This window comes from Pseudomonas akapageensis (assembly GCF_011355085.1).
Classification (GTDB): Bacteria; Pseudomonadota; Gammaproteobacteria; order Pseudomonadales; family Pseudomonadaceae; genus Aquipseudomonas; species Aquipseudomonas akapageensis.
In genome coordinates this window covers 26,877-45,263 of sequence record NZ_VXCP01000026.1, presented here as the reverse complement: position 1 = coordinate 45,263, position 18,387 = coordinate 26,877, and the positions used below count along the sequence as shown (strand labels likewise).

Annotated in this window: 13 protein-coding genes; 11 read left to right on the top strand and 2 right to left on the bottom strand. The window is 60.2% G+C overall.

What is annotated here, in order from left to right:
• The first annotated feature begins 51 nt into the window (after positions 1 to 51).
• Complete coding sequence (locus tag F2S13_RS17315; protein WP_166362988.1) at positions 52 to 2,280, top strand: NADP-dependent isocitrate dehydrogenase; 2,229 nt, start codon at positions 52 to 54, stop codon at positions 2,278 to 2,280.
• A 101-nt stretch (positions 2,281 to 2,381) separates the two neighbouring features.
• Here F2S13_RS17315 and F2S13_RS17310 read toward each other — a convergent pair whose 3' ends face one another.
• The gene (locus tag F2S13_RS17310) at positions 2,382 to 7,247 is read right to left on the bottom strand and encodes a dermonecrotic toxin domain-containing protein (protein WP_166362986.1); all 4,866 of its coding nucleotides are present in this window, start codon (positions 7,245 to 7,247) and stop codon (positions 2,382 to 2,384) included.
• Positions 7,248 to 7,394: 147 nt separating this feature from the next.
• On the opposite strand from F2S13_RS17310, the gene F2S13_RS17305 reads away from it, so the two are divergent.
• The 8 genes from F2S13_RS17305 to aceA all read left to right on the top strand — a co-directional run bounded on the left by F2S13_RS17305 (position 7,395) and on the right by aceA (position 15,629).
• A complete protein-coding gene (locus F2S13_RS17305; RefSeq protein WP_166362984.1) occupies positions 7,395 to 7,838 on the top strand; it encodes an NUDIX hydrolase in 444 nt (147 codons plus the stop codon).
• Between the two features lie 53 nt (positions 7,839 to 7,891).
• Positions 7,892 to 9,025, top strand: coding sequence for a tRNA 2-thiouridine(34) synthase MnmA (gene mnmA, locus F2S13_RS17300; protein WP_166362982.1), 1,134 nt, complete (start codon positions 7,892 to 7,894; stop codon positions 9,023 to 9,025).
• Positions 9,022 to 9,642, top strand: a complete 621-nt coding sequence (gene hflD / locus F2S13_RS17295) for a high frequency lysogenization protein HflD (protein ID WP_166362980.1) — start codon at positions 9,022 to 9,024, stop codon at positions 9,640 to 9,642. The genes mnmA and hflD overlap by 4 nt, the downstream gene beginning before the upstream one ends.
• A gap of 142 nt (positions 9,643 to 9,784) precedes the next feature.
• Positions 9,785 to 11,155, top strand: a complete 1,371-nt coding sequence (gene purB, locus F2S13_RS17290) for an adenylosuccinate lyase (protein ID WP_166362978.1) — start codon at positions 9,785 to 9,787, stop codon at positions 11,153 to 11,155.
• An 83-nt stretch (positions 11,156 to 11,238) separates the two neighbouring features.
• A complete protein-coding gene (locus F2S13_RS17285; protein ID WP_166362976.1) occupies positions 11,239 to 12,405 on the top strand; it encodes a ribosomal protein uL16 3-hydroxylase in 1,167 nt (388 codons plus the stop codon).
• Positions 12,398 to 12,820: a GNAT family N-acetyltransferase gene (locus tag F2S13_RS17280; RefSeq protein WP_166362974.1), complete on the top strand. Its 423-nt coding sequence runs from the start codon at positions 12,398 to 12,400 to the stop codon at positions 12,818 to 12,820. The genes F2S13_RS17285 and F2S13_RS17280 overlap by 8 nt, the downstream gene beginning before the upstream one ends.
• Before the next feature lie 207 nt (positions 12,821 to 13,027).
• The gene (locus F2S13_RS17275; protein ID WP_166362972.1) at positions 13,028 to 13,768 is read left to right on the top strand and encodes a secretin N-terminal domain-containing protein; all 741 of its coding nucleotides are present in this window, start codon (positions 13,028 to 13,030) and stop codon (positions 13,766 to 13,768) included.
• Between the two features lie 535 nt (positions 13,769 to 14,303).
• Complete coding sequence (gene aceA / locus F2S13_RS17270) at positions 14,304 to 15,629, top strand: isocitrate lyase (protein ID WP_166362970.1); 1,326 nt, start codon at positions 14,304 to 14,306, stop codon at positions 15,627 to 15,629.
• 110 nt (positions 15,630 to 15,739) lie between these two features.
• On the opposite strand, the gene F2S13_RS29255 is transcribed toward aceA, so the two are convergent.
• Positions 15,740 to 16,621, bottom strand: a complete 882-nt coding sequence (locus F2S13_RS29255) for an RHS repeat-associated core domain-containing protein (protein WP_218583970.1) — start codon at positions 16,619 to 16,621, stop codon at positions 15,740 to 15,742.
• 653 nt (positions 16,622 to 17,274) lie between these two features.
• Here F2S13_RS29255 and F2S13_RS17260 point away from each other — a divergent pair.
• The gene (locus tag F2S13_RS17260) at positions 17,275 to 17,688 is read left to right on the top strand and encodes an NADH-quinone oxidoreductase subunit A (RefSeq protein ID WP_166362968.1); all 414 of its coding nucleotides are present in this window, start codon (positions 17,275 to 17,277) and stop codon (positions 17,686 to 17,688) included.
• A 10-nt stretch (positions 17,689 to 17,698) separates the two neighbouring features.
• A complete protein-coding gene (locus F2S13_RS17255) occupies positions 17,699 to 18,373 on the top strand; it encodes a NuoB/complex I 20 kDa subunit family protein (protein WP_166362966.1) in 675 nt (224 codons plus the stop codon).
• The last annotated feature ends 14 nt before the right edge of the window (positions 18,374 to 18,387 follow it).

The window sequence follows — 18,387 nt, the reverse complement described above, 5'->3', positions numbered from 1 at the left end:
TGCGCCCACGAGATTCTGTGCACGCTCAGCAAAGAGAGAGTTAATCCGATAATGCCAACCCGTTCGAAGATCATCTACACCTTCACTGACGAAGCCCCCGCCCTCGCCACCTACTCGTTGTTGCCCATCATCGAAGCCTTTACGGCATCGTCTGACATCTCCGTAGAAACCCGCGACATCTCTTTGGCAGGACGCATTCTCGCCAGCTTCCCGGAACGTCTGGGCGCTGACAAATCGGTACCGGACCACCTCGCAGAACTCGGCGCCCTGGCCATCACGCCAGAGGCCAACATCATCAAGCTGCCGAACATCAGCGCCTCGGTTCCGCAACTGAAGGCTGCCATCAAGGAACTGCAAGCGCAGGGCTTTGATATCCCGGACTACCCGGAAGCGCCGGCCAGCGACGCCGACAAGGACGCCAAGGCACGCTACGACAAGATCAAGGGCAGCGCCGTAAACCCGGTCTTGCGCGAAGGCAACTCCGATCGCCGCGCGCCGCTGTCGGTCAAGAACTACGCCCGCAAGCACCCGCACAAAATGGGCACCTGGAGCACCGACTCCAAGTCGCACGTTGCGCACATGAACAACGGTGACTTCTACGGCAGCGAAAAAGCGGCCCTGATGACCGCCAATGACAACGTCAAGATCGAACTGATCGCTCGGGATGGCACCGCCACCGTCCTGAAGGAAAAAACCGCCGTGCTGGCAGGTGAGATCATCGATTGCGCCGTCATGAGCAAGAAAGCCCTGCGCGCTTTCATTGCCGAACAGATCATCGATGCGAAAAACCAGGGCGTACTGTTCTCCGTACACCTGAAGGCCACCATGATGAAGGTCTCCGACCCGATCATGTTCGGCCAGATCGTTGCCGAATTCTATGAAGAAGCCCTGACCAAGCACGCCGACGTGCTGAACGAAATCGGCTTCAACCTGAACAACGGCATCGGCGACCTGTACGCTCGCATCAAGGCGCTGCCAGCCGAGCAACAGGCCCAGATCGAAGCTGACATCCAGGCCGTGTACGCCGTACGCCCTGCCCTGGCAATGGTCAACTCCGACAAAGGCATCACCAACCTGCACGTACCGAGCGACGTCATCGTTGACGCCTCGATGCCTGCCATGATCCGTGACTCCGGCAAGATGTGGGGCACCGACGGCCAGCTGCACGATGCCAAGGCCATCATCCCGGATCGCTGCTACGCCACCATCTACCAGGCCGTCATCGAAGACTGCAAGCAACACGGCGCCTTCGATCCGACCACCATGGGCAGCGTGCCGAACGTCGGCCTGATGGCGCAGAAAGCCGAAGAGTACGGCTCGCACAACAAGACGTTCCAGATCAAGACCGACGGCGTCGTTCGCGTCACCGACGGCGCAGGCAAACTGCTGCTGGAGCAGAACGTCGAAGCCGGCGACATCTTCCGCATGTGCCAGACCAAGGACGCGCCGATCCAGGACTGGGTCAAACTGGCTGTCAACCGTGCACGCGCCAGCAACACCCCGGCCGTATTCTGGCTCGACCCGATGCGCGCCCACGATGGCGTCATGATCGAGAAGGTCCAGCAGTACCTGAAAGATCACGACACTTCGGCACTGGATATCCGCATCATGTCGCCGGTCGACGCCATGGCGTTCTCCCTGTCGCGTATCCGCGCAGGTCAGGACACCATCTCGGTCACCGGTAACGTATTGCGCGACTACCTGACCGACCTGTTCCCGATCATGGAGCTGGGCACCAGCGCCAAGATGCTGTCGATCGTACCGCTGATGAACGGCGGTGGCCTGTTCGAAACCGGCGCCGGTGGTTCGGCACCCAAGCACGTCCAGCAACTGCTCGAAGAAAACTTCCTGCGCTGGGACTCCCTGGGTGAGTTCCTGGCCCTGGCAGCTTCCCTGGAGCACCTGGGTACTACCTACGCCAACCCGAAAGCGCTTGTTCTGGCCAAGACCCTCGACCAGGCAACCGGTCAGTTCCTGGACAACAACAAGTCCCCTGCGCGCAAGGTCGGCGGTATCGACAACCGTGGCAGCCACTTCTACCTGGCGCTGTACTGGGCCCAGGCCCTGGCCGCGCAGACCGAAGATGGCGCCCTGCAGGCACAGTTCGCCCCGCTGGCAAAAACCCTGACCGAGAACGAAGCGACCATCGTCGCCGAGCTCAACGCCGTCCAGGGCAAGCCAGTGGACATCGCGGGCTACTACAGCACCAACCCGGAGCTGACCAGCAAGGTGATGCGTCCTAGCGGCACGCTGAACGCAGCCATTGCTTCGTTGAACTGAAGCGACTGAGCCGGCGACTGCAATTCGCCGGCTGTCGGTCACTCCAGAAAAATGCTCGCATCTTCGGATGCGGGCATTTTTTTTTGCCGCAGCGACTCCTGTCAGTCGATATCGAAACGAATGATACCTATATCTCCGCCGGTTCTTACTCCAGCACCGAAGACCAGCAACCTGTCGTCGGCCCTGGCCTGTACCAGGCGACTGCGCAGCGGTTCGGCCAACCTGTCCAGGTAGTCGTCCAGAAACTCGCGCCCAGCCCCCGGGTTGGGGATGGACACCTCACGTGCACTTGTCGAGGTACTGGAGCGAATCACCAGGTAATAGTTATCTGAACGCGGATGACTGAAGACCAACTGCTCGGCCCCCATCCCCCTGTGCGCTTCCAGAAGCACTGGAACGTACCCGCTTTCCTGCAAGACCCGAGCAATCGGCGAACCCGGTCCAGGTGACTGCACGAAGCCCAGCATCGGCGCCCGCCCTCGCCCAAGGCCGAACATTGGATAGCGCCTGCCGTGCCCGGGCTGAAGCGGCGAACTTCGCGGCAACAGCGCCAGAGGGTCGGACATTACGGTCCGCGGAATCCGACCTCCTCGCCCTCGCCAGGCCGAAAGCGCCTCGAAGGAAGCCAGCAGTCGCGTGGACGTCAATTCGGTCGTGGACCGATCCGCCTCACGCAACATCCACCCGGCAAGGTCGGTTTGGCTTCGTGGATCGAGCAAAGGAAACATCTCCCCGATGATGCGCGGCAAGGGCTCGACGAACAGCGGCCCGAAATGCTCCCAGCTGCCTTCACGGCTTTCCAGCAGATGCATCTGCCGCAGCAGAGGGCTGAGGTCATGGCCCTGCAAGGCTTCAACAAATTGCGCATGGGAAACATTGGGGTCGAAAATAATCGCATAGTCCGGGTAATTCGCACCAATGATTGAAGGCGCACCGTTATCGGGTAACGTCGGGTAATAGCGACCTCCCACTTGTGCCACGACAGCCCGCTCGAAATGCCCGCCATCATTGAGCTCGACGCTCCAGAGCCGCCAGCCGTCTTGCGGCTGCGACCTGGCAGCAAATGCGGCCCCCAGCAAAGGATGCAGCCTGGCAGCTTCAGGCAAGCGAAAATCCAATGCTCCGGGCGGGATTCGACCCATTACTTCCAGATGCAACGCCAGGTTGAATTCCATGGACTCACGGTACATCTGCGGGAACGAAAAGTCCTCGAGGCGAACCGCAGGCGCCGAATCCGGGAAGGCCTCATTGGCCCGAGCCAGCATGGCCTGCACGCTGTCACGCGGGGCACCTTGGCGGAACTGCAACGCCCAGGCCGGCAAGCGCCTGTTCATTGCCACTGACCTGGCCATGGCCAGCTCCACATCCCAACCCAACCCGGTCATCCAGTCGAAGCCTTGCAACAGGGTTTCGATATCCGACCGAGTGACACTCTGGAAATAGCGGTGAAAATGCCCCGGATTCGAGGAGCCCGGCAAATTCAGCTGCGCACCCAGTGCGTTGGCTTCTGCAGGGCTCATCTGCCGCACCGCCTGCCGAAACAGGTCGATGGCATCGTCACGACCGCCGCCGAGCAAACCATAGCGCTTCCACACTTGCCAGCGACCGCTTCCCAGATGCTCGAGTGGCATGCCATAGCCACTGGGATTACGCTGGAGCAACCGCACCAGCCCATCACTGTCGACCTTGACCCGGTACCAGTAGCCTACTTCGTCCTTGATGTACCAGAACGGGTATCCGCTGGCATCCGGCGTGCCTTCATACAACCCCGCGTAGCGACCCTCGATGCGATAAACCAGAGCGCCCGCAGGCTGACGCTTGAGTGCGTGCTGCGGGTCGATTTCCAACTGCAATGCGCGTGGCACCGATTCGGCCTGACCGGCCAGGCCATCAATCACCCCGATGACTTTTCTGGCTTCAGGTTTCGCCGCCGCGCGCAACAGCCAGCCAATCCCCTTCACGCCGCCCGAAAGATCGCCGGCCGCCCCCAAGCCATTGAGCATCGCTGCAAACATGTAGCCGCTGGCTGCTTCATGCTCCCCACGGGCAAGCGAGCTTAACGCCTGGCCAGCATCCTTGGCCCACAAGGCCATCCCCACAACAAAACTGGCCACAGGAAATGGCAGGGTCAGCGCTGTGGCGATGATTTCCACGCTGGTCCAGACCAGACCGGCCAACATCTCGCCTCGCCCGACAGTACTGTCTTCGACATCCCTAAGCCTGGCTTCGATACGGGTGTCGAAGAAGGCCTCGAACAGGTTCTGTAAAACCGGGCCAGGCCCAGGGCCATCCTCGATGCCCAGGTCTCGCATGACCTCGAAGCGCCTTGCGATGGAGCGGCCCAGCGCTCGGGGCATGCGGTTCAGAAAGTAGTCGCCCATCCCCGGAGTATTCAGTATTTCGACGACCGACTCGTAGCTTCGCCAGGTCAAGCCATCGGGGGCGTCGGGGGTGTACAGCAACGCCCGGCTGCGATCGTTCAGCGAGTCGGGGTCGAAGAAAATGTAGACACCATCGACCTGCTCGCGCCTGGACGACAAGAGGAAACTCAGCGCAAAAACCGGATAGCGCTCCCTGATTGTCCGATCCATCCACTCAAAATTATCCAGACTGGCGCTCAGCCAGCGGTACTGCTCATCACTGAGCTCACCCTTGAGCTTGCTGCACAAAGCGCCGTGGCGCATCTGCAGACGGGTGATTTCCAGCGACACTTCTTGCCTGTAACGGTAGCCCCCACTGGCTGGATTGATCAGCGTGTCGCGAACAAGTGCGCAATAGCGATCTCCCAGCCACTGCCCGCGCACGGCACCCGCGACCTTTTCGGCAGTCAATGGACGGAGGTCGATGCCTTCCGGCCCGGCAAGGGTTGCCTGGTCGGCCAAAGTGGGATTCAGAAAACCAATACTGTCGTCATAACCATCACGCATCAGACGAGTGAAACTGAGGGTTTCACGCGGCGAGGTAATGATCACGTTATCCGGGTCGACCACTCCGTCAGGCGCACCCAACAACCGATTGAGCTTGATAGATGCCTGCTCGTGCACGAAGTCCGTGAAAGACTGGAGCCGGGTATGCGCCTGACTCTCGTAGAGCGCCCGCAGCCCCTTGATCCTGTCCTCCAGCGCATTCAGTTGGCGTCGCTCCCGAGCGTCGGCGGCGCCGTACCAGGCCGGGCTCAACCGCGAATGTTCAGCCCGATCCAGGGCAATCTGCAAGGACACCAACTGCTCAAGGGCTACGCTGTAGCTCGATTGCTCCTCCAGCAGCAAGTCGCTGTCCAGCAGGGCCGGCCTTTCGGCGATCCGGGCCAGGCGCTGCTCCAACGCTACACGTCCATCCGCTGGCACCCGCTCCAACAGATAACGCCGCAGAACCGGCTCGGCACTCCAGGCGAGCAACTCCTGTCGCAGCCGGGCCAGGCTGGCGAAGCGCTGCCAGTCCGGTCTGCCCGGCGCCTGGGGAGTATGAAGCAGGAACGCCTCCGGTAATTCGCTCTCTCCTTGCAAGGTGACAACCAGCACACTGGCGAGCTTTTCACCTGCCAATACCAGCAGGCTGGCGCGATCCGTCCCCTGCGCTCCGAGCGGCAAACGCAGCCGTTGAACCCGGTCATGCTCGGCGTCACTCATCTGACCCTGGAAGTGCGCCGTCAATGCCATCAACCGTAATCGCGCATCGATAACGCTGCCCATTGCACCGCGAACCTTATCATTCAGACTCCAGACATACTGCAACGGGTAGCGCGCCCGCATCTGCCAGGGCGCGATGACTTCGGCCAGCAACAGGGGAGTCAAACCGGGGATCAACGTTTCGGTGACAGGTTCACCACGGTAATGAAGGGTGCTTCTGGAGAAATCCGAACCCGGCGCTTCATCCCCCGGGTGCAACCCATTCCAGATCAGATCGAACACATCACAAGTCACTGTGTAGTGCTCGTTGGCAACCGGCTCATGACGCCTGGTCGTGACCGTCAGCAAGGCGGGATCAATGCTGCGGCCCAACTTGCGATCCAGTTGCTCGCGCAGGAACCTATGAGCCGAATGCCGGGCCGAGTAACCACCCCCCATGTTCGCCTGAAGGTCCATGACAGTCAGGTCATAAGCATGAACATTCTCGGCGTAGTCGATCCGCTGCGCCTCGCTGGCCTGCTTGTACCACTGTGGAAGGTTACGCCTGACCTCCCGCTCTTCGAGCAATGGCCGATAGTGTGCCACGACACCCGTCAGCCCCTGTTGACACCATCGCCGGGTCACCTGATTGATGCGATCGAGCAGCAGCGACTGATCGATGTTGCCTCCCTCAAGGACCAGGCCGACATCGCTACGAAGCTTGTCGATTCGGGCATTTGTGCAGGCTTCGAACAGCGGCCCGGCAACAGGCGTGAATGACCAGGACCAACTGTCATCATCTTCAGACAGGGTTGGCTGAGCCGAAAGCAAGGCCCGCATCGCCTCGCGGTCGAGGGAGCGCGTCATGCGCTGATCGAGTCCCTCAGTCGCCTCCTGCAGCGAACGGTAACCCTCGAGCCCAATTCCAGGCAGGTAAAGAAGTACGACACCGACATCGGCATCGACTTCTTCCGACTCCGGCATCTTTCGCTCAGTGAGCAAGAACGCTCCTGCCAATGGCATCGGCGCCTGGGAAAACGTCGCCATCTCCACCTGGTAGGCACAGGGTTCGACCTCTTCCTCAGTGCGATCCAGGAAAGCCTCGAACAAGGTTTTATGGGCACGGAGCAATAACCCGACTTCGACTTTCTGATTCAACTCGGCCCGTGTGGCAGCCTCGATCAATTGGATGATGCGTTTCTTTCGACTGCGTCCTGCATCATCTTTTCCCGCCCAGAAATCGTCCAGACGGCCCGGATAGTTCGCCTCCACAGGTTCGGGCAGTTCTTCCAACAGCACGTCATAGCGCCGCGCCGCATCCTCCAGCACATACAATTGGGTATCGTTTGCTTCATCCATTTGGGGCTCCCGAAACAAATCTGCAAGAATCGACAGGCGATTACCTGTCGGCAAACAGACTGCTGAAAGGCGCAACCCCGCGTGCGCTATCTATCTATGGTGGTGCTGCACGCCAACTCCCCCCCAATTCCAGAAGGACGCTCTCACATGGACTGGAAACCACACATCACCGTGGCCACGATCGTCGAAGATCAAGGCCGTTTCCTGCTGGTAGAAGAACTCAAGGGCGGCCGGGCCGTGCTCAATCAGCCCGCCGGCCACCTGGACCCCGACGAAAGCCTGATCGAGGCTGCCGTGCGCGAAACCCTCGAAGAAACCGGCTGGGATGTCGAACTCACCGGCGTCGTCGGCATCTACCTCTATACCGCCCCCAGCAATGGCGTGACCTACCAGCGCGTCTGCTTTGCCGCAAAAGCACTGCGCCACCACCCCGAACGCAGCCTGGACGACGGCATCATCGGCGCCTGCTGGCTGACGCGCACAGAGATCATCGAGCAGCGCGAGCGCTGGCGCAGCGAATTGCTGTTGCGCTGTGTAGATGATTTTCTCGACGGGCCGCTGCACAGCCTGTCATTGATCCGCGAGCGCTAAAGGCCACAGCCTGTTAGAATCTCGTCCTTTTTCCAGACACACATCGAATCCCTATGCGTGAACCAGTTGCTCTTCACCCAGAAACGAAACGCGTTATCGTCGGCATGTCCGGCGGCGTGGACTCTTCCGTTTCCGCCCTCCTGCTGATGGAGCAGGGCTATCAGGTGGAAGGCCTGTTCATGAAGAACTGGGAAGAAGATGATGGCACCGAGTACTGCACCGCCCGCGAAGACCTGGCCGATGCCCAGGCCGTGTGCGACAGGATCGGTATCAAGCTGCACACCGCCAACTTCGCCGCCGAGTACTGGGACAACGTGTTCGAGCACTTCCTGGCCGAATACAAGGCCGGGCGCACGCCCAACCCGGACATCCTCTGCAACCGCGAAATCAAGTTCAAGGCCTTCCTCGACTACGCCCTGATGCTCGGCGCCGACCTGATCGCCACTGGCCACTACGTGCGCCGCCGCGACATCGACGGCCGCACCGAACTGCTCAAGGGCCTGGACCCGAACAAGGACCAGAGCTACTTCCTGCACGCCGTCGGCGGCGAACAGATCGCCCGCACCCTGTTCCCGGTCGGCGAACTGGAAAAGCCGGAAGTTCGCGCCATCGCCGAGAAACACGGCCTGGCCACCGCCAAGAAAAAGGACTCCACCGGTATCTGCTTTATCGGCGAACGTCGCTTCAGCGACTTCCTCAAGCAATACCTGCCGGCCCAGCCGGGCGAGATCAAGACCACCGAAGGTGAAGTCATCGGCCGCCACCACGGCCTGATGTACCACACCATCGGCCAGCGCCAGGGCCTGGGCATCGGCGGCCTGAAGGATGCCGGCGACGAACCCTGGTACGTCCTGCACAAGGACCTGGAGCACAACGAGCTGATCGTCGGCCAGGGCAACGACCACCCGTGGCTGTTTTCCCGCGCCCTGCTCGCCTCGGAGATTTTCTGGGTCAACCCGATCGACCTGAGCAGCCCGCGCCGCCTGACCGCCAAGGTCCGCTACCGCCAGAGCGACCAGCTCTGCACCCTGGAAAAGACCGCCGACGGCTACCGCGCCGTGTTCGACGAGCCACAACGCGCCGTCACCCCCGGGCAATCGGTGGTGTTCTATGACGGCGAAGCGTGCCTGGGCGGCGGCGTCATCGAAGTGGCAGAGCCGTGGAACAGCAAGGAATCCAACGCATGAGCCCGCTGCAAGAGCAGTTGATTGCCCTGGGCGGCGTCTTCCAGGCCGCGGTCCTGGTCGACCGCATCGCCAAGACCGGCCAGATCAGCGAAGCGAGTCTGGGCTGCATGCTCGGCAGCCTGCTGGTCCGCGACCCCAAGAACACCCTGGAGGTGTTCGGCGGCGACGACCTGAACCTGCGTGACGGCTATCGCGCCCTGGTCAGCGCCCTGGAGCGCGACCCCAATACCTTGCAGCGCGAACCCCTGCGCTATGCCTTGTCGATGCTGGGCCTCGAGCGGCAACTGGCCAAGCGCGGAGAGATGCTCGACATGATCGGCAAGCGCCTGCCGCAGATCCAGTCCCAGGTCGAGCATTTCGGCCTGGTGCACGAGAACGTCATTGCCGCCAGCGGCGCCCTGTACCAGGACACCCTGAGCACCCTGCGCCAGCGCATCCAGGTGCATGGCGACATGCGCCAGCTGCAACAGCCCAGCAACGCCTCGAAGATCCGTGCCCTGCTGCTGGCCGGTATCCGTTCGGCGCGGTTGTGGCGACAGCTGGGCGGCCACCGCTGGCAGCTGGTGGTGAGCCGGCGCAAGCTGCTCCGTGAACTTTATCCGATGATGCGGGGCTGAATATTCAAGATACTGTGTTGCCTGCCAGCGATCGAGTCGACTCGGTATCAGCCTGACCGCCCGGCCACTCCTACATCCATGGCGCGTTTTTTCATGTATGATACGCGCCCCATTTCGTTGCCCGACTGTCCGAGAACACCCCATGCAGCTCTCTTCGCTCACTGCGGTTTCCCCTGTTGACGGCCGCTACGCCGGCAAAACCCAGGCCCTGCGCCCAATTTTCAGCGAATACGGTCTGATCCGTTTTCGCGCCCTGGTCGAGGTGCGCTGGCTCCAGCGCCTGGCATCTCACCCGCAAATCCCTGAAGTCCCGGCCTTTTCCGCCGAGGCCAATGCCATTCTCAACACCCTGGCCGAAGACTTCGCCCTCGAGCACGCCGAGCGCGTGAAAAAAATCGAGCGCACCACCAACCACGACGTCAAGGCCATCGAATACCTGCTCAAGGAGCAGGCTGCCAAGCTGCCGGAGCTGGCCAAGGTCAGCGAGTTCATCCACTTCGCCTGCACCAGCGAGGACATCAACAACCTGTCCCACGCCCTGATGCTGCGCGAAGGCCGTGATGGCGTGCTGCTGCCGCTGATGCGCCAGACCGCCGAAGCCATCCGTGAGCTGGCCATCCGCTTCGCCGACGTGCCGATGCTGTCGCGCACCCACGGCCAACCGGCTTCGCCTACCACCCTGGGCAAAGAACTGGCCAACGTGGTTTACCGCCTGGAGCGCCAGATCGCCCAGGTCGCGGCCGTGCCACTGCTGGGCAAGATCAACGGCGCCGTGGGCAACTACAACGCCCACCTGTCGGCCTACCCGCAGATCGATTGGGAAGCCAACGCACGCGCCTTCATCGAAGACGAACTGGGCCTGGGCTTCAACCCCTACACCACCCAGATCGAGCCGCACGACTACATCGCCGAGCTGTTCGATGCCATCGCCCGCTTCAACACCATCCTGATCGACTTCGACCGGGATATCTGGGGCTACATCTCCCTGGGTTACTTCAAGCAGCGCACCATTGCCGGCGAAATCGGTTCTTCGACCATGCCGCACAAGGTCAACCCGATCGACTTCGAAAACTCCGAAGGCAACCTGGGGATTGCCAACGCCCTGTTCCAGCACCTGGCCAGCAAATTGCCGGTTTCGCGCTGGCAGCGTGACCTGACCGACTCCACCGTGCTGCGCAACCTGGGCGTGGGCTTTGCTCACAGCGTTATCGCCTACGAAGCCAGCCTCAAGGGCATCAGCAAGCTGGAAATCAACACCCAGCGTATCGCTGCCGACCTGGACGCCTGCTGGGAAGTCCTCGCCGAGCCGATTCAAACGGTCATGCGTCGCTACAACATCGAAAACCCGTACGAAAAGCTCAAAGAGTTGACCCGCGGCAAGGGTATCAGCCCTGAAGCACTGCAGACTTTCATCGATGGCCTGGACATGCCTGCCGACGCGAAAGCCGAACTGAAGAAGCTGACACCAGCCTCTTACATCGGTAACGCGGCAGAACAAGCCAAGCGCATCTGACGCACTGCACACGGCTCTGACGCCCGGCAGTGCCGGGCGTTTTTATTCCTGCAACAAAAGTGCTTTTTTTCAATAGGTTACACATGAATCCTGATACTCCTCTTCAACTTTTGGGCGGCTTGACTGCACGCGAATTCCTGCGTGATTACTGGCAGAAGAAGCCCCTGCTGATCCGCCAGGCCTTCCCGGATTTCGAAAGCCCGATCGACGCCGACGAACTGGCCGGCCTTTCTCTGGAAGAGGAAGTCGAATCGCGCCTGGTCATCGAGCATGGCGAGCGCCCATGGGAAATGCGTCGCGGCCCGTTTGCCGAAGACGAGTTCAGCAAGCTGCCCGAGCGCGAGTGGACACTGCTGGTCCAGGCGGTCGACCAGTTCGTCCCGGAAGTCGGCGAACTGCTCGAGAACTTCCGCTTCCTGCCGAGCTGGCGCATCGACGATGTCATGATCAGCTTCGCCGCCCCCGGTGGCAGCGTCGGCCCGCACTTCGACAACTACGACGTGTTCCTGCTGCAAGGCCAGGGCAAGCGCAACTGGAAAATCGGCCAGATGTGCAATTCCGACAGCCCGCTGATCGACCACGCGGACCTGCGCATCCTCGCCGACTTCCAGCAAAGCGACGAGTGGACCCTGGAACCGGGCGACATGCTCTACCTGCCACCGCGCCTGGCCCACTGCGGCGTGGCCGTGGACGACTGCATGACCTACTCGGTCGGCTTCCGTGCCCCGAGCGCCGCTGAAGTGCTGACCCACTTCACCGACTTCCTCAGCCAGTTCCTGCCCGATGAAGACCGTTACAGTGACGCCGACGCCCAGCCCGTGAGCGACCCGCACCAGATCCAGCACGATGCCCTGGACCGCCTCAAGCGCCTGCTGGCCGAACACATGAGCGATGAACGCCTGCTGCTGACCTGGTTCGGCCAGTTCATGACCGAACCGCGCTATCCGGAGCTGGTGGCCGGTGACGAGCTAGAAGAAGAAGACCTGCTTGCTGGCCTGGAACAGGGCGCCATTCTGATCCGCAACCCGAGCGCACGCCTGGCCTGGTCCGAAGTCGACGACGACCTGCTGCTGTTCGCCAGCGGCCAGAGCCGCCTGCTGCCGGGCGAACTGCGCGAGCTGCTGAAGCTGATCTGCGCCGCCGACGCACTGCACATCGAAAATCTCGCACCCTGGTTGAACGACGAGCAAGGACGCGTGTTGCTGTGCCAGCTGGTCAAACAAGGAAGCCTGGGGTTTGCCGATGAATAAGATCGACGTGCGTGTAGCGGACTGGCAGAAGGACAACAACGAAATCCGTCGTATCCGCGAGGCGGTGTTCATCGCCGAGCAATCGGTACCGCCGGAGCTGGAATGGGATGCCGACGACACCGACGCCGTACACTTCCTGGCGTACGAGGGCGACTTTCCGATCGGAACTGCACGCCTGCTGCCCGATGGCCAGATCGGCCGCGTTTCGGTGCTCAAGGACTGGCGCGGGCTGAAAGTCGGCGATGCCCTGATGCAGGCGGTGATCACCGAAGCCGAGCAACGCAACCTCAAGCAGCAGATGCTCAGCGCCCAGGTTCAGGCCACGGCGTTCTATGAGCGCCTGGGCTTCAAGGTGCAGAGTGAGGAGTTTCTGGAGGCAGGGATTCCGCACGTCGATATGGTGCGGATGTCCTGATCCGAGCCTGGCTTGAGAGCTGGCTTGCCCGCATCGCTGGCAAGCCAGCTCCCACAGGGTTATGTGTCAGGCCAATTATTATATTCACCAATGATCTCTGTGGGAGCTGCGGTGCGACGTCTCGACTTGCCAGCGATGAGACCCACACCACTCTATCTATTCAAACAATGCGCCATAATGATTATCCCCCTCGCGGAGATAATGGACATGCCGCTACGCCCCCTGCTCGCCACCCTCCTGCTGACCTTCTGCGTCCAGGCACTGGCCGCCACTGAAATCATCCCGCTGAACCACCGCACCAGCGAAGACCTTCTCCCCACCGCACAATCCTTTCTCGGCGATGACGGCAGCGTTACCACCTACGGCAACCAACTCATCGTCAAGGCCGACGATCTACGCAAGATCACAGAACTTCGCGCCCTGGTCGAACAACTCGACACCGCACCCAAACGCCTGCTGATCAGCGTCGACACCAGCGACAGCAACTACCAGGACCAACAAGCGAACGGCACCCGGATCATCCGCCACAGCACCAGCAACCGCACCGGCGGCCTGCAACAGATCCAGGCCAGCGAAGGCTCGCCGGCATTGATTCAAGTCGGACAAAGCGTGCCCCTGACCAGCACCCAGGCCGACATTTACGGCGACCTGCAGAGCCAGACCCAGTACCGCAATGTCACCCAGGGCTTCTACGTCACCGCCAGCGTGACCGGCGATACCGTGCACCTGGACATCAGCACCAACAACGATCGCATGAGCCTGGAAAACCCTGATGTAGTCAATGTGCAAAGCACCGACACCAAAGTCAGCGGTCGCCTTGGCCAATGGATCACCCTCGCCGGGATCAACCAGCAGAGCCAGGCCGACTTGAACGGCCAGGCGCGCCAATATTCCACCCAGGGCCGCAATGACATGACGTTGCGCGTCAAAGTCGACACTTTGGACTGAGCCCGCGCCAATCAAGGCCTCGACCAGAGGCCTCGAATCTGACCACGCAGTCGTATCAGACTAAAGATGTAGTGCCACAAAAAAAGCACTACAAAACATTTGACGGCCCAATTTTTGGTTGGCATGATGGCCCCGCTCCCGCTGATCAGAGGCCCTGGCAAAGGGTCTTCGAGTCGCCGCTCTAATCTACCCACCTGAGCCGATTCGTGTCTGTACCGCCCACAAGGCAGTTTGACGAGGTTGCGACTGGAACGAAGTTGTCCTGAGGGACGGAAGCGCGTAACACGGTTCAAGGCAAGACCCTGACGAATCGCACATCGGCATCCACGAGCCACCGTGCATTCGAAAGACTCGCCCTCTGCACCTGCTCACTTCCCCCCAATGAGCCCTTCGTTCAATCGTCGCCATCCCATCAGATGCTGGCTTGATTGCCCAAAGCCTCTGATTTGCGAGTAGCCACCGGCACCACTGTTGATACAGCGCCAGGCGGAGCAAGAATTTTCCACCCAAGACCTATGCGACGAGGTTTATCCCCATGGCACTGACACGCGAACAGCAAATTGCAGCCCTTGAAAAAGACTGGGCAGAAAACCCTCGCTGGAAAGGTGTGACCCGCACCTACACTGCTGCTGACGTCGTTCGCCTGCGTGGCTCCGTTCAGCCTGAGCACACCCTGGCCCGCATGGGCGCCGAGAAGCTGTGGAACCTGGTTACCCAGGGCGCCAAGCCGGCCTTCCGTCCAGACAAAGACTTCGTAAACTGCATGGGCGCCCTGACCGGCGGCCAGGCTGTGCAACAGGTTAAAGCCGGTATCCAGGCTATCTACCTGTCGGGCTGGCAGGTTGCTGCAGACAACAACTCTGCAGAATCCATGTACCCGGACCAGTCGCTGTACCCGGTTGACTCGGTTCCAACCGTGGTCAAGCGCATCAACAACTCGTTCCGTCGCGCCGACCAGATCCAGTGGAAAGCCGGCAAGAACCCGGGCGACGCTGGCTACATCGACTACTTCGCGCCGATCGTTGCCGACGCTGAAGCCGGTTTCGGCGGCGTTCTGAACGCCTACGAGCTGATGAAGAGCATGATCGAAGCAGGCGCCGCCGGCGTTCACTTCGAAGACCAACTGGCCTCCGTGAAGAAATGCGGCCACATGGGCGGCAAGGTACTGGTTCCAACCCAGGAAGCCGTACAGAAGCTGACCGCTGCCCGTCTGGCTGCCGACGTTGCTGGCGTACCGACCATCATCCTGGCCCGTACCGACGCCAACGCCGCTGACCTGCTGACCAGCGACTGCGACCCGTACGACCAGCCGTTCGTTACCGGCGAGCGCACCCAGGAAGGTTTCTACAAGGTTCGTGCCGGCCTGGATCAAGCCATCGCCCGCGGCCTGGCCTACGCTCCGTACGCCGACCTGATCTGGTGCGAAACCGCCAAGCCAGACCTGGAAGAAGCCCGTCGCTTCGCCGAAGCGATCAAGAAGGAATACCCGGACCAGATCCTGTCCTACAACTGCTCGCCTTCCTTCAACTGGAAGAAAAACCTGGACGACGCGACCATCGCCAAGTTCCAGCGCGAACTGTCGGCCATGGGTTACAAGCACCAGTTCATCACCCTGGCAGGTATCCACAACATGTGGCACAGCATGTTCAACCTGGCGCACGACTACGCTCGCAACGACATGACCGCCTACGTCAAGCTGCAAGAGCAGGAGTTCGCCGACGCCGCCAAGGGCTACACCTTCGTGGCTCACCAGCAGGAAGTGGGCACCGGCTACTTCGACGACATGACCACCGTGATCCAGGGTGGCTCGTCCTCGGTAACCGCGCTGACCGGTTCGACTGAAGAAGAGCAGTTCCACTGATCATTGATCGGCGGTTGATGTACTGAAAACAGGCCACCTTCGGGTGGCCTGTTTTTTTCAGGCGACTTGCATTGCAAGCGAATGCCCTGGCCCTTCTTGATAACAACCTCCTACTTCTTTTTTTTATCTCCCGGATAATTGGATTTAGGATTAGGAAGTGGTTTCCCCCGATATCTATTTGTGTAATCACCTATCGGCTTTGCAGGTTCCGAACTGCGGATTGGCTTTTGGTTCACACCCCACGTTGCGCGATCATTTTTGTCGCTGCTACTGCCATTCCAGTCGATACTTTTGGGGGTATTCCAGAGGCCCTTGCCGCTGCCGCTGCTACCGCCACCACCACTGCTACTACTGCCACTGCCACTGCCACTGCCACTGCCACTGCCACTGCCACTACCACTGCGGCCGCTGTAGTAGGGATTATTTGCACTATTATTGCCGCGACTATAGAAATCGTCGGAAGCTTTGACCTTGAGGCCACTCGACAGCATTGTCCCCACCCCCTCCACCTGGCGGGATACGACAGCTCGAAAATCCTTACTACCAGCGACCCCACCGACCACAACGACTCCAGCAACGGCTTTAGGAATGGATACAAGTCGCCTTAATACGCTAAACGCTGCCTGAAGAACATGACCGGTCGGATCAACATAATTGACCGGATCGCCCTTGCAATACGAATAAGCATTCAACCCACCCCGACCGAACGGACTCCAGCTGTCCGGACTGTGGAAGCACATCAAGACAGAGTTGTAGATACGATACCCGTTACCCAGCAAATACCCGCCAAACACCTCGACCAGTTCACCATTGAAGCCCAGGCGACTCATCACGTCCTGATCTGCGGGTCGTCGGCCGTGTGGCGTGTAGGCAATGGGATTGAGCGCCGTCGGGGCCATTTCAGTGAATACCGTGTTTTTGCTGTCAGCTGCCAGCAGTACGGTGCGCCGATTGAGGGCGTCACCGGGCGAGTCGGGAATGGAAGGGTTCATGAGAAACCTCTTGAGGTATGGCCCGATACGAGCAGAGACAAGAATCTACTCGGGAGCCTCAAGGCCAGGTACTAGCAGAACTGATAGGGTGCCGCACCCGCGCCGTTGCACCTCTCATCGGGCAAGCACTGTCTTCGGGAGCAAACAGTGACCACTGTAGCCGCTGCCGCAGGCAGCGCTCGCGCGCGTTAGCGGGCGCAGAACCTCATGACCACCAGGGAGCCCCTGCGAGACTCCAGCGCAGCCTTCGGCAGCGGCTACGCCGAGCGCGTAATGGCTGAGCTTCGATCCTTGAGCGGTATATCGCGAAGAAATCGCCGTAAGCCTTCGTACATGAAACTTTGCCCTGCAACCCCGCCAATCAACTTCTATAATGTGCTGAATATCGGAAGATACCGATCATAGATGATATTAATTATCATTTCGATAAAACGGTTCATTGCAGCGGGCAAGAAACATAATTGACAAAAACCCGCCCAATGCCCGTAAAACGGGGCCTGCGGCGTTTCTCGCACAGGTTATGTCCTTATTCCTAATTTACTTGCCACCTGTTTACCCATAAAATCAGCGGGATAGATTTCACTGCGACATATCGTCACTGCATTCTTCTTTTCAAGCTCAGAGACCATTGCTCTCTGTTAAGGATTTCCAGCATGCCCGAATCGACAGGACTCATCGCCCACAACTGGGGTTTTGCCATCTTCCTTTTGGGTGTTGCCGGCCTCTGCGCCTTCATGCTCGGCCTGTCCGCCCTGCTCGGCAGCAAGGCCTGGGGTCGCAGCAAGAACGAGCCGTTCGAATCCGGCATGCTACCCACCGGGGGCGCTCGCTTGCGCCTGTCCGCCAAATTCTATCTGGTCGCGATGCTGTTCGTGATCTTCGATATCGAAGCCCTCTTTCTCTTTGCCTGGTCTGTGTCCGTCCGCGAAAGCGGCTGGACCGGATTCGTCGAAGCTCTCGTTTTCATAGCAATTCTGTTGGCAGGTCTTGTCTACCTATGGCGGGTCGGGGCGCTCGATTGGGCACCCGTGGGTCGTCGTATGCGGCAGGCGAAGCTGAAACAATGAGGCTTTGGCAATGCAATACAATCTCACCAGGATCGACCCGGATGCTCCTAACGAGCAATATCCAATCGGCGAACGGGAAACCGTTTCCGATCCGTTAGAAGATCAAGTCCACAAAAACATCTTCATGGGCAAGCTCGAAGACGTACTGAACGGTGCGGTCAACTGGGGGCGTAAAAACTCCCTGTGGCCGTACAACTTCGGTCTGTCGTGCTGCTACGTGGAAATGACCACCGCCTTCACGGCGCCCCACGACATCGCCCGCTTCGGCGCGGAGGTTATCCGGGCATCACCGCGTCAGGCGGATTTCATGGTCATCGCCGGTACCTGCTTCGTGAAAATGGCGCCGATCATCCAGCGTCTCTATGAGCAGATGCTCGAACCCAAGTGGGTCATCTCCATGGGCTCGTGCGCCAACTCCGGCGGCATGTATGACATCTACTCGGTCGTTCAGGGGGTCGACAAGTTCCTCCCCGTGGACGTCTACGTGCCCGGCTGCCCGCCTCGCCCGGAAGCGTTCCTGCAAGGCTTGATGCTGCTGCAGGAATCGATTGGCCAGGAGCGCCGCCCTCTTTCATGGGTCGTTGGCGACCAGGGCGTATACCGCGCCGAGATGCCTTCGCAGAAAGAGACGCGCCGCGCAGAACGCATAGCCGTCACCAACCTGCGCAGCCCCGACGAAGTCTGATCCAGCTTTTTTGT

Coding starts and splice junctions, on each gene's coding strand:
- F2S13_RS17315 (WP_166362988.1), top strand. CDS start 52: ATGCCAACCCGTTCGAAGATCATCTACACCTTCACTGACGAAGCCCCC.
- F2S13_RS17310 (WP_166362986.1), bottom strand. CDS start 7,247: ATGGATGAAGCAAACGATACCCAATTGTATGTGCTGGAGGATGCGGCG.
- F2S13_RS17305 (WP_166362984.1), top strand. CDS start 7,395: ATGGACTGGAAACCACACATCACCGTGGCCACGATCGTCGAAGATCAA.
- mnmA (WP_166362982.1), top strand. CDS start 7,892: ATGCGTGAACCAGTTGCTCTTCACCCAGAAACGAAACGCGTTATCGTC.
- hflD (WP_166362980.1), top strand. CDS start 9,022: ATGAGCCCGCTGCAAGAGCAGTTGATTGCCCTGGGCGGCGTCTTCCAG.
- purB (WP_166362978.1), top strand. CDS start 9,785: ATGCAGCTCTCTTCGCTCACTGCGGTTTCCCCTGTTGACGGCCGCTAC.
- F2S13_RS17285 (WP_166362976.1), top strand. CDS start 11,239: ATGAATCCTGATACTCCTCTTCAACTTTTGGGCGGCTTGACTGCACGC.
- F2S13_RS17280 (WP_166362974.1), top strand. CDS start 12,398: ATGAATAAGATCGACGTGCGTGTAGCGGACTGGCAGAAGGACAACAAC.
- F2S13_RS17275 (WP_166362972.1), top strand. CDS start 13,028: ATGCCGCTACGCCCCCTGCTCGCCACCCTCCTGCTGACCTTCTGCGTC.
- aceA (WP_166362970.1), top strand. CDS start 14,304: ATGGCACTGACACGCGAACAGCAAATTGCAGCCCTTGAAAAAGACTGG.
- F2S13_RS29255 (WP_218583970.1), bottom strand. CDS start 16,621: ATGAACCCTTCCATTCCCGACTCGCCCGGTGACGCCCTCAATCGGCGC.
- F2S13_RS17260 (WP_166362968.1), top strand. CDS start 17,275: ATGCCCGAATCGACAGGACTCATCGCCCACAACTGGGGTTTTGCCATC.
- F2S13_RS17255 (WP_166362966.1), top strand. CDS start 17,699: ATGCAATACAATCTCACCAGGATCGACCCGGATGCTCCTAACGAGCAA.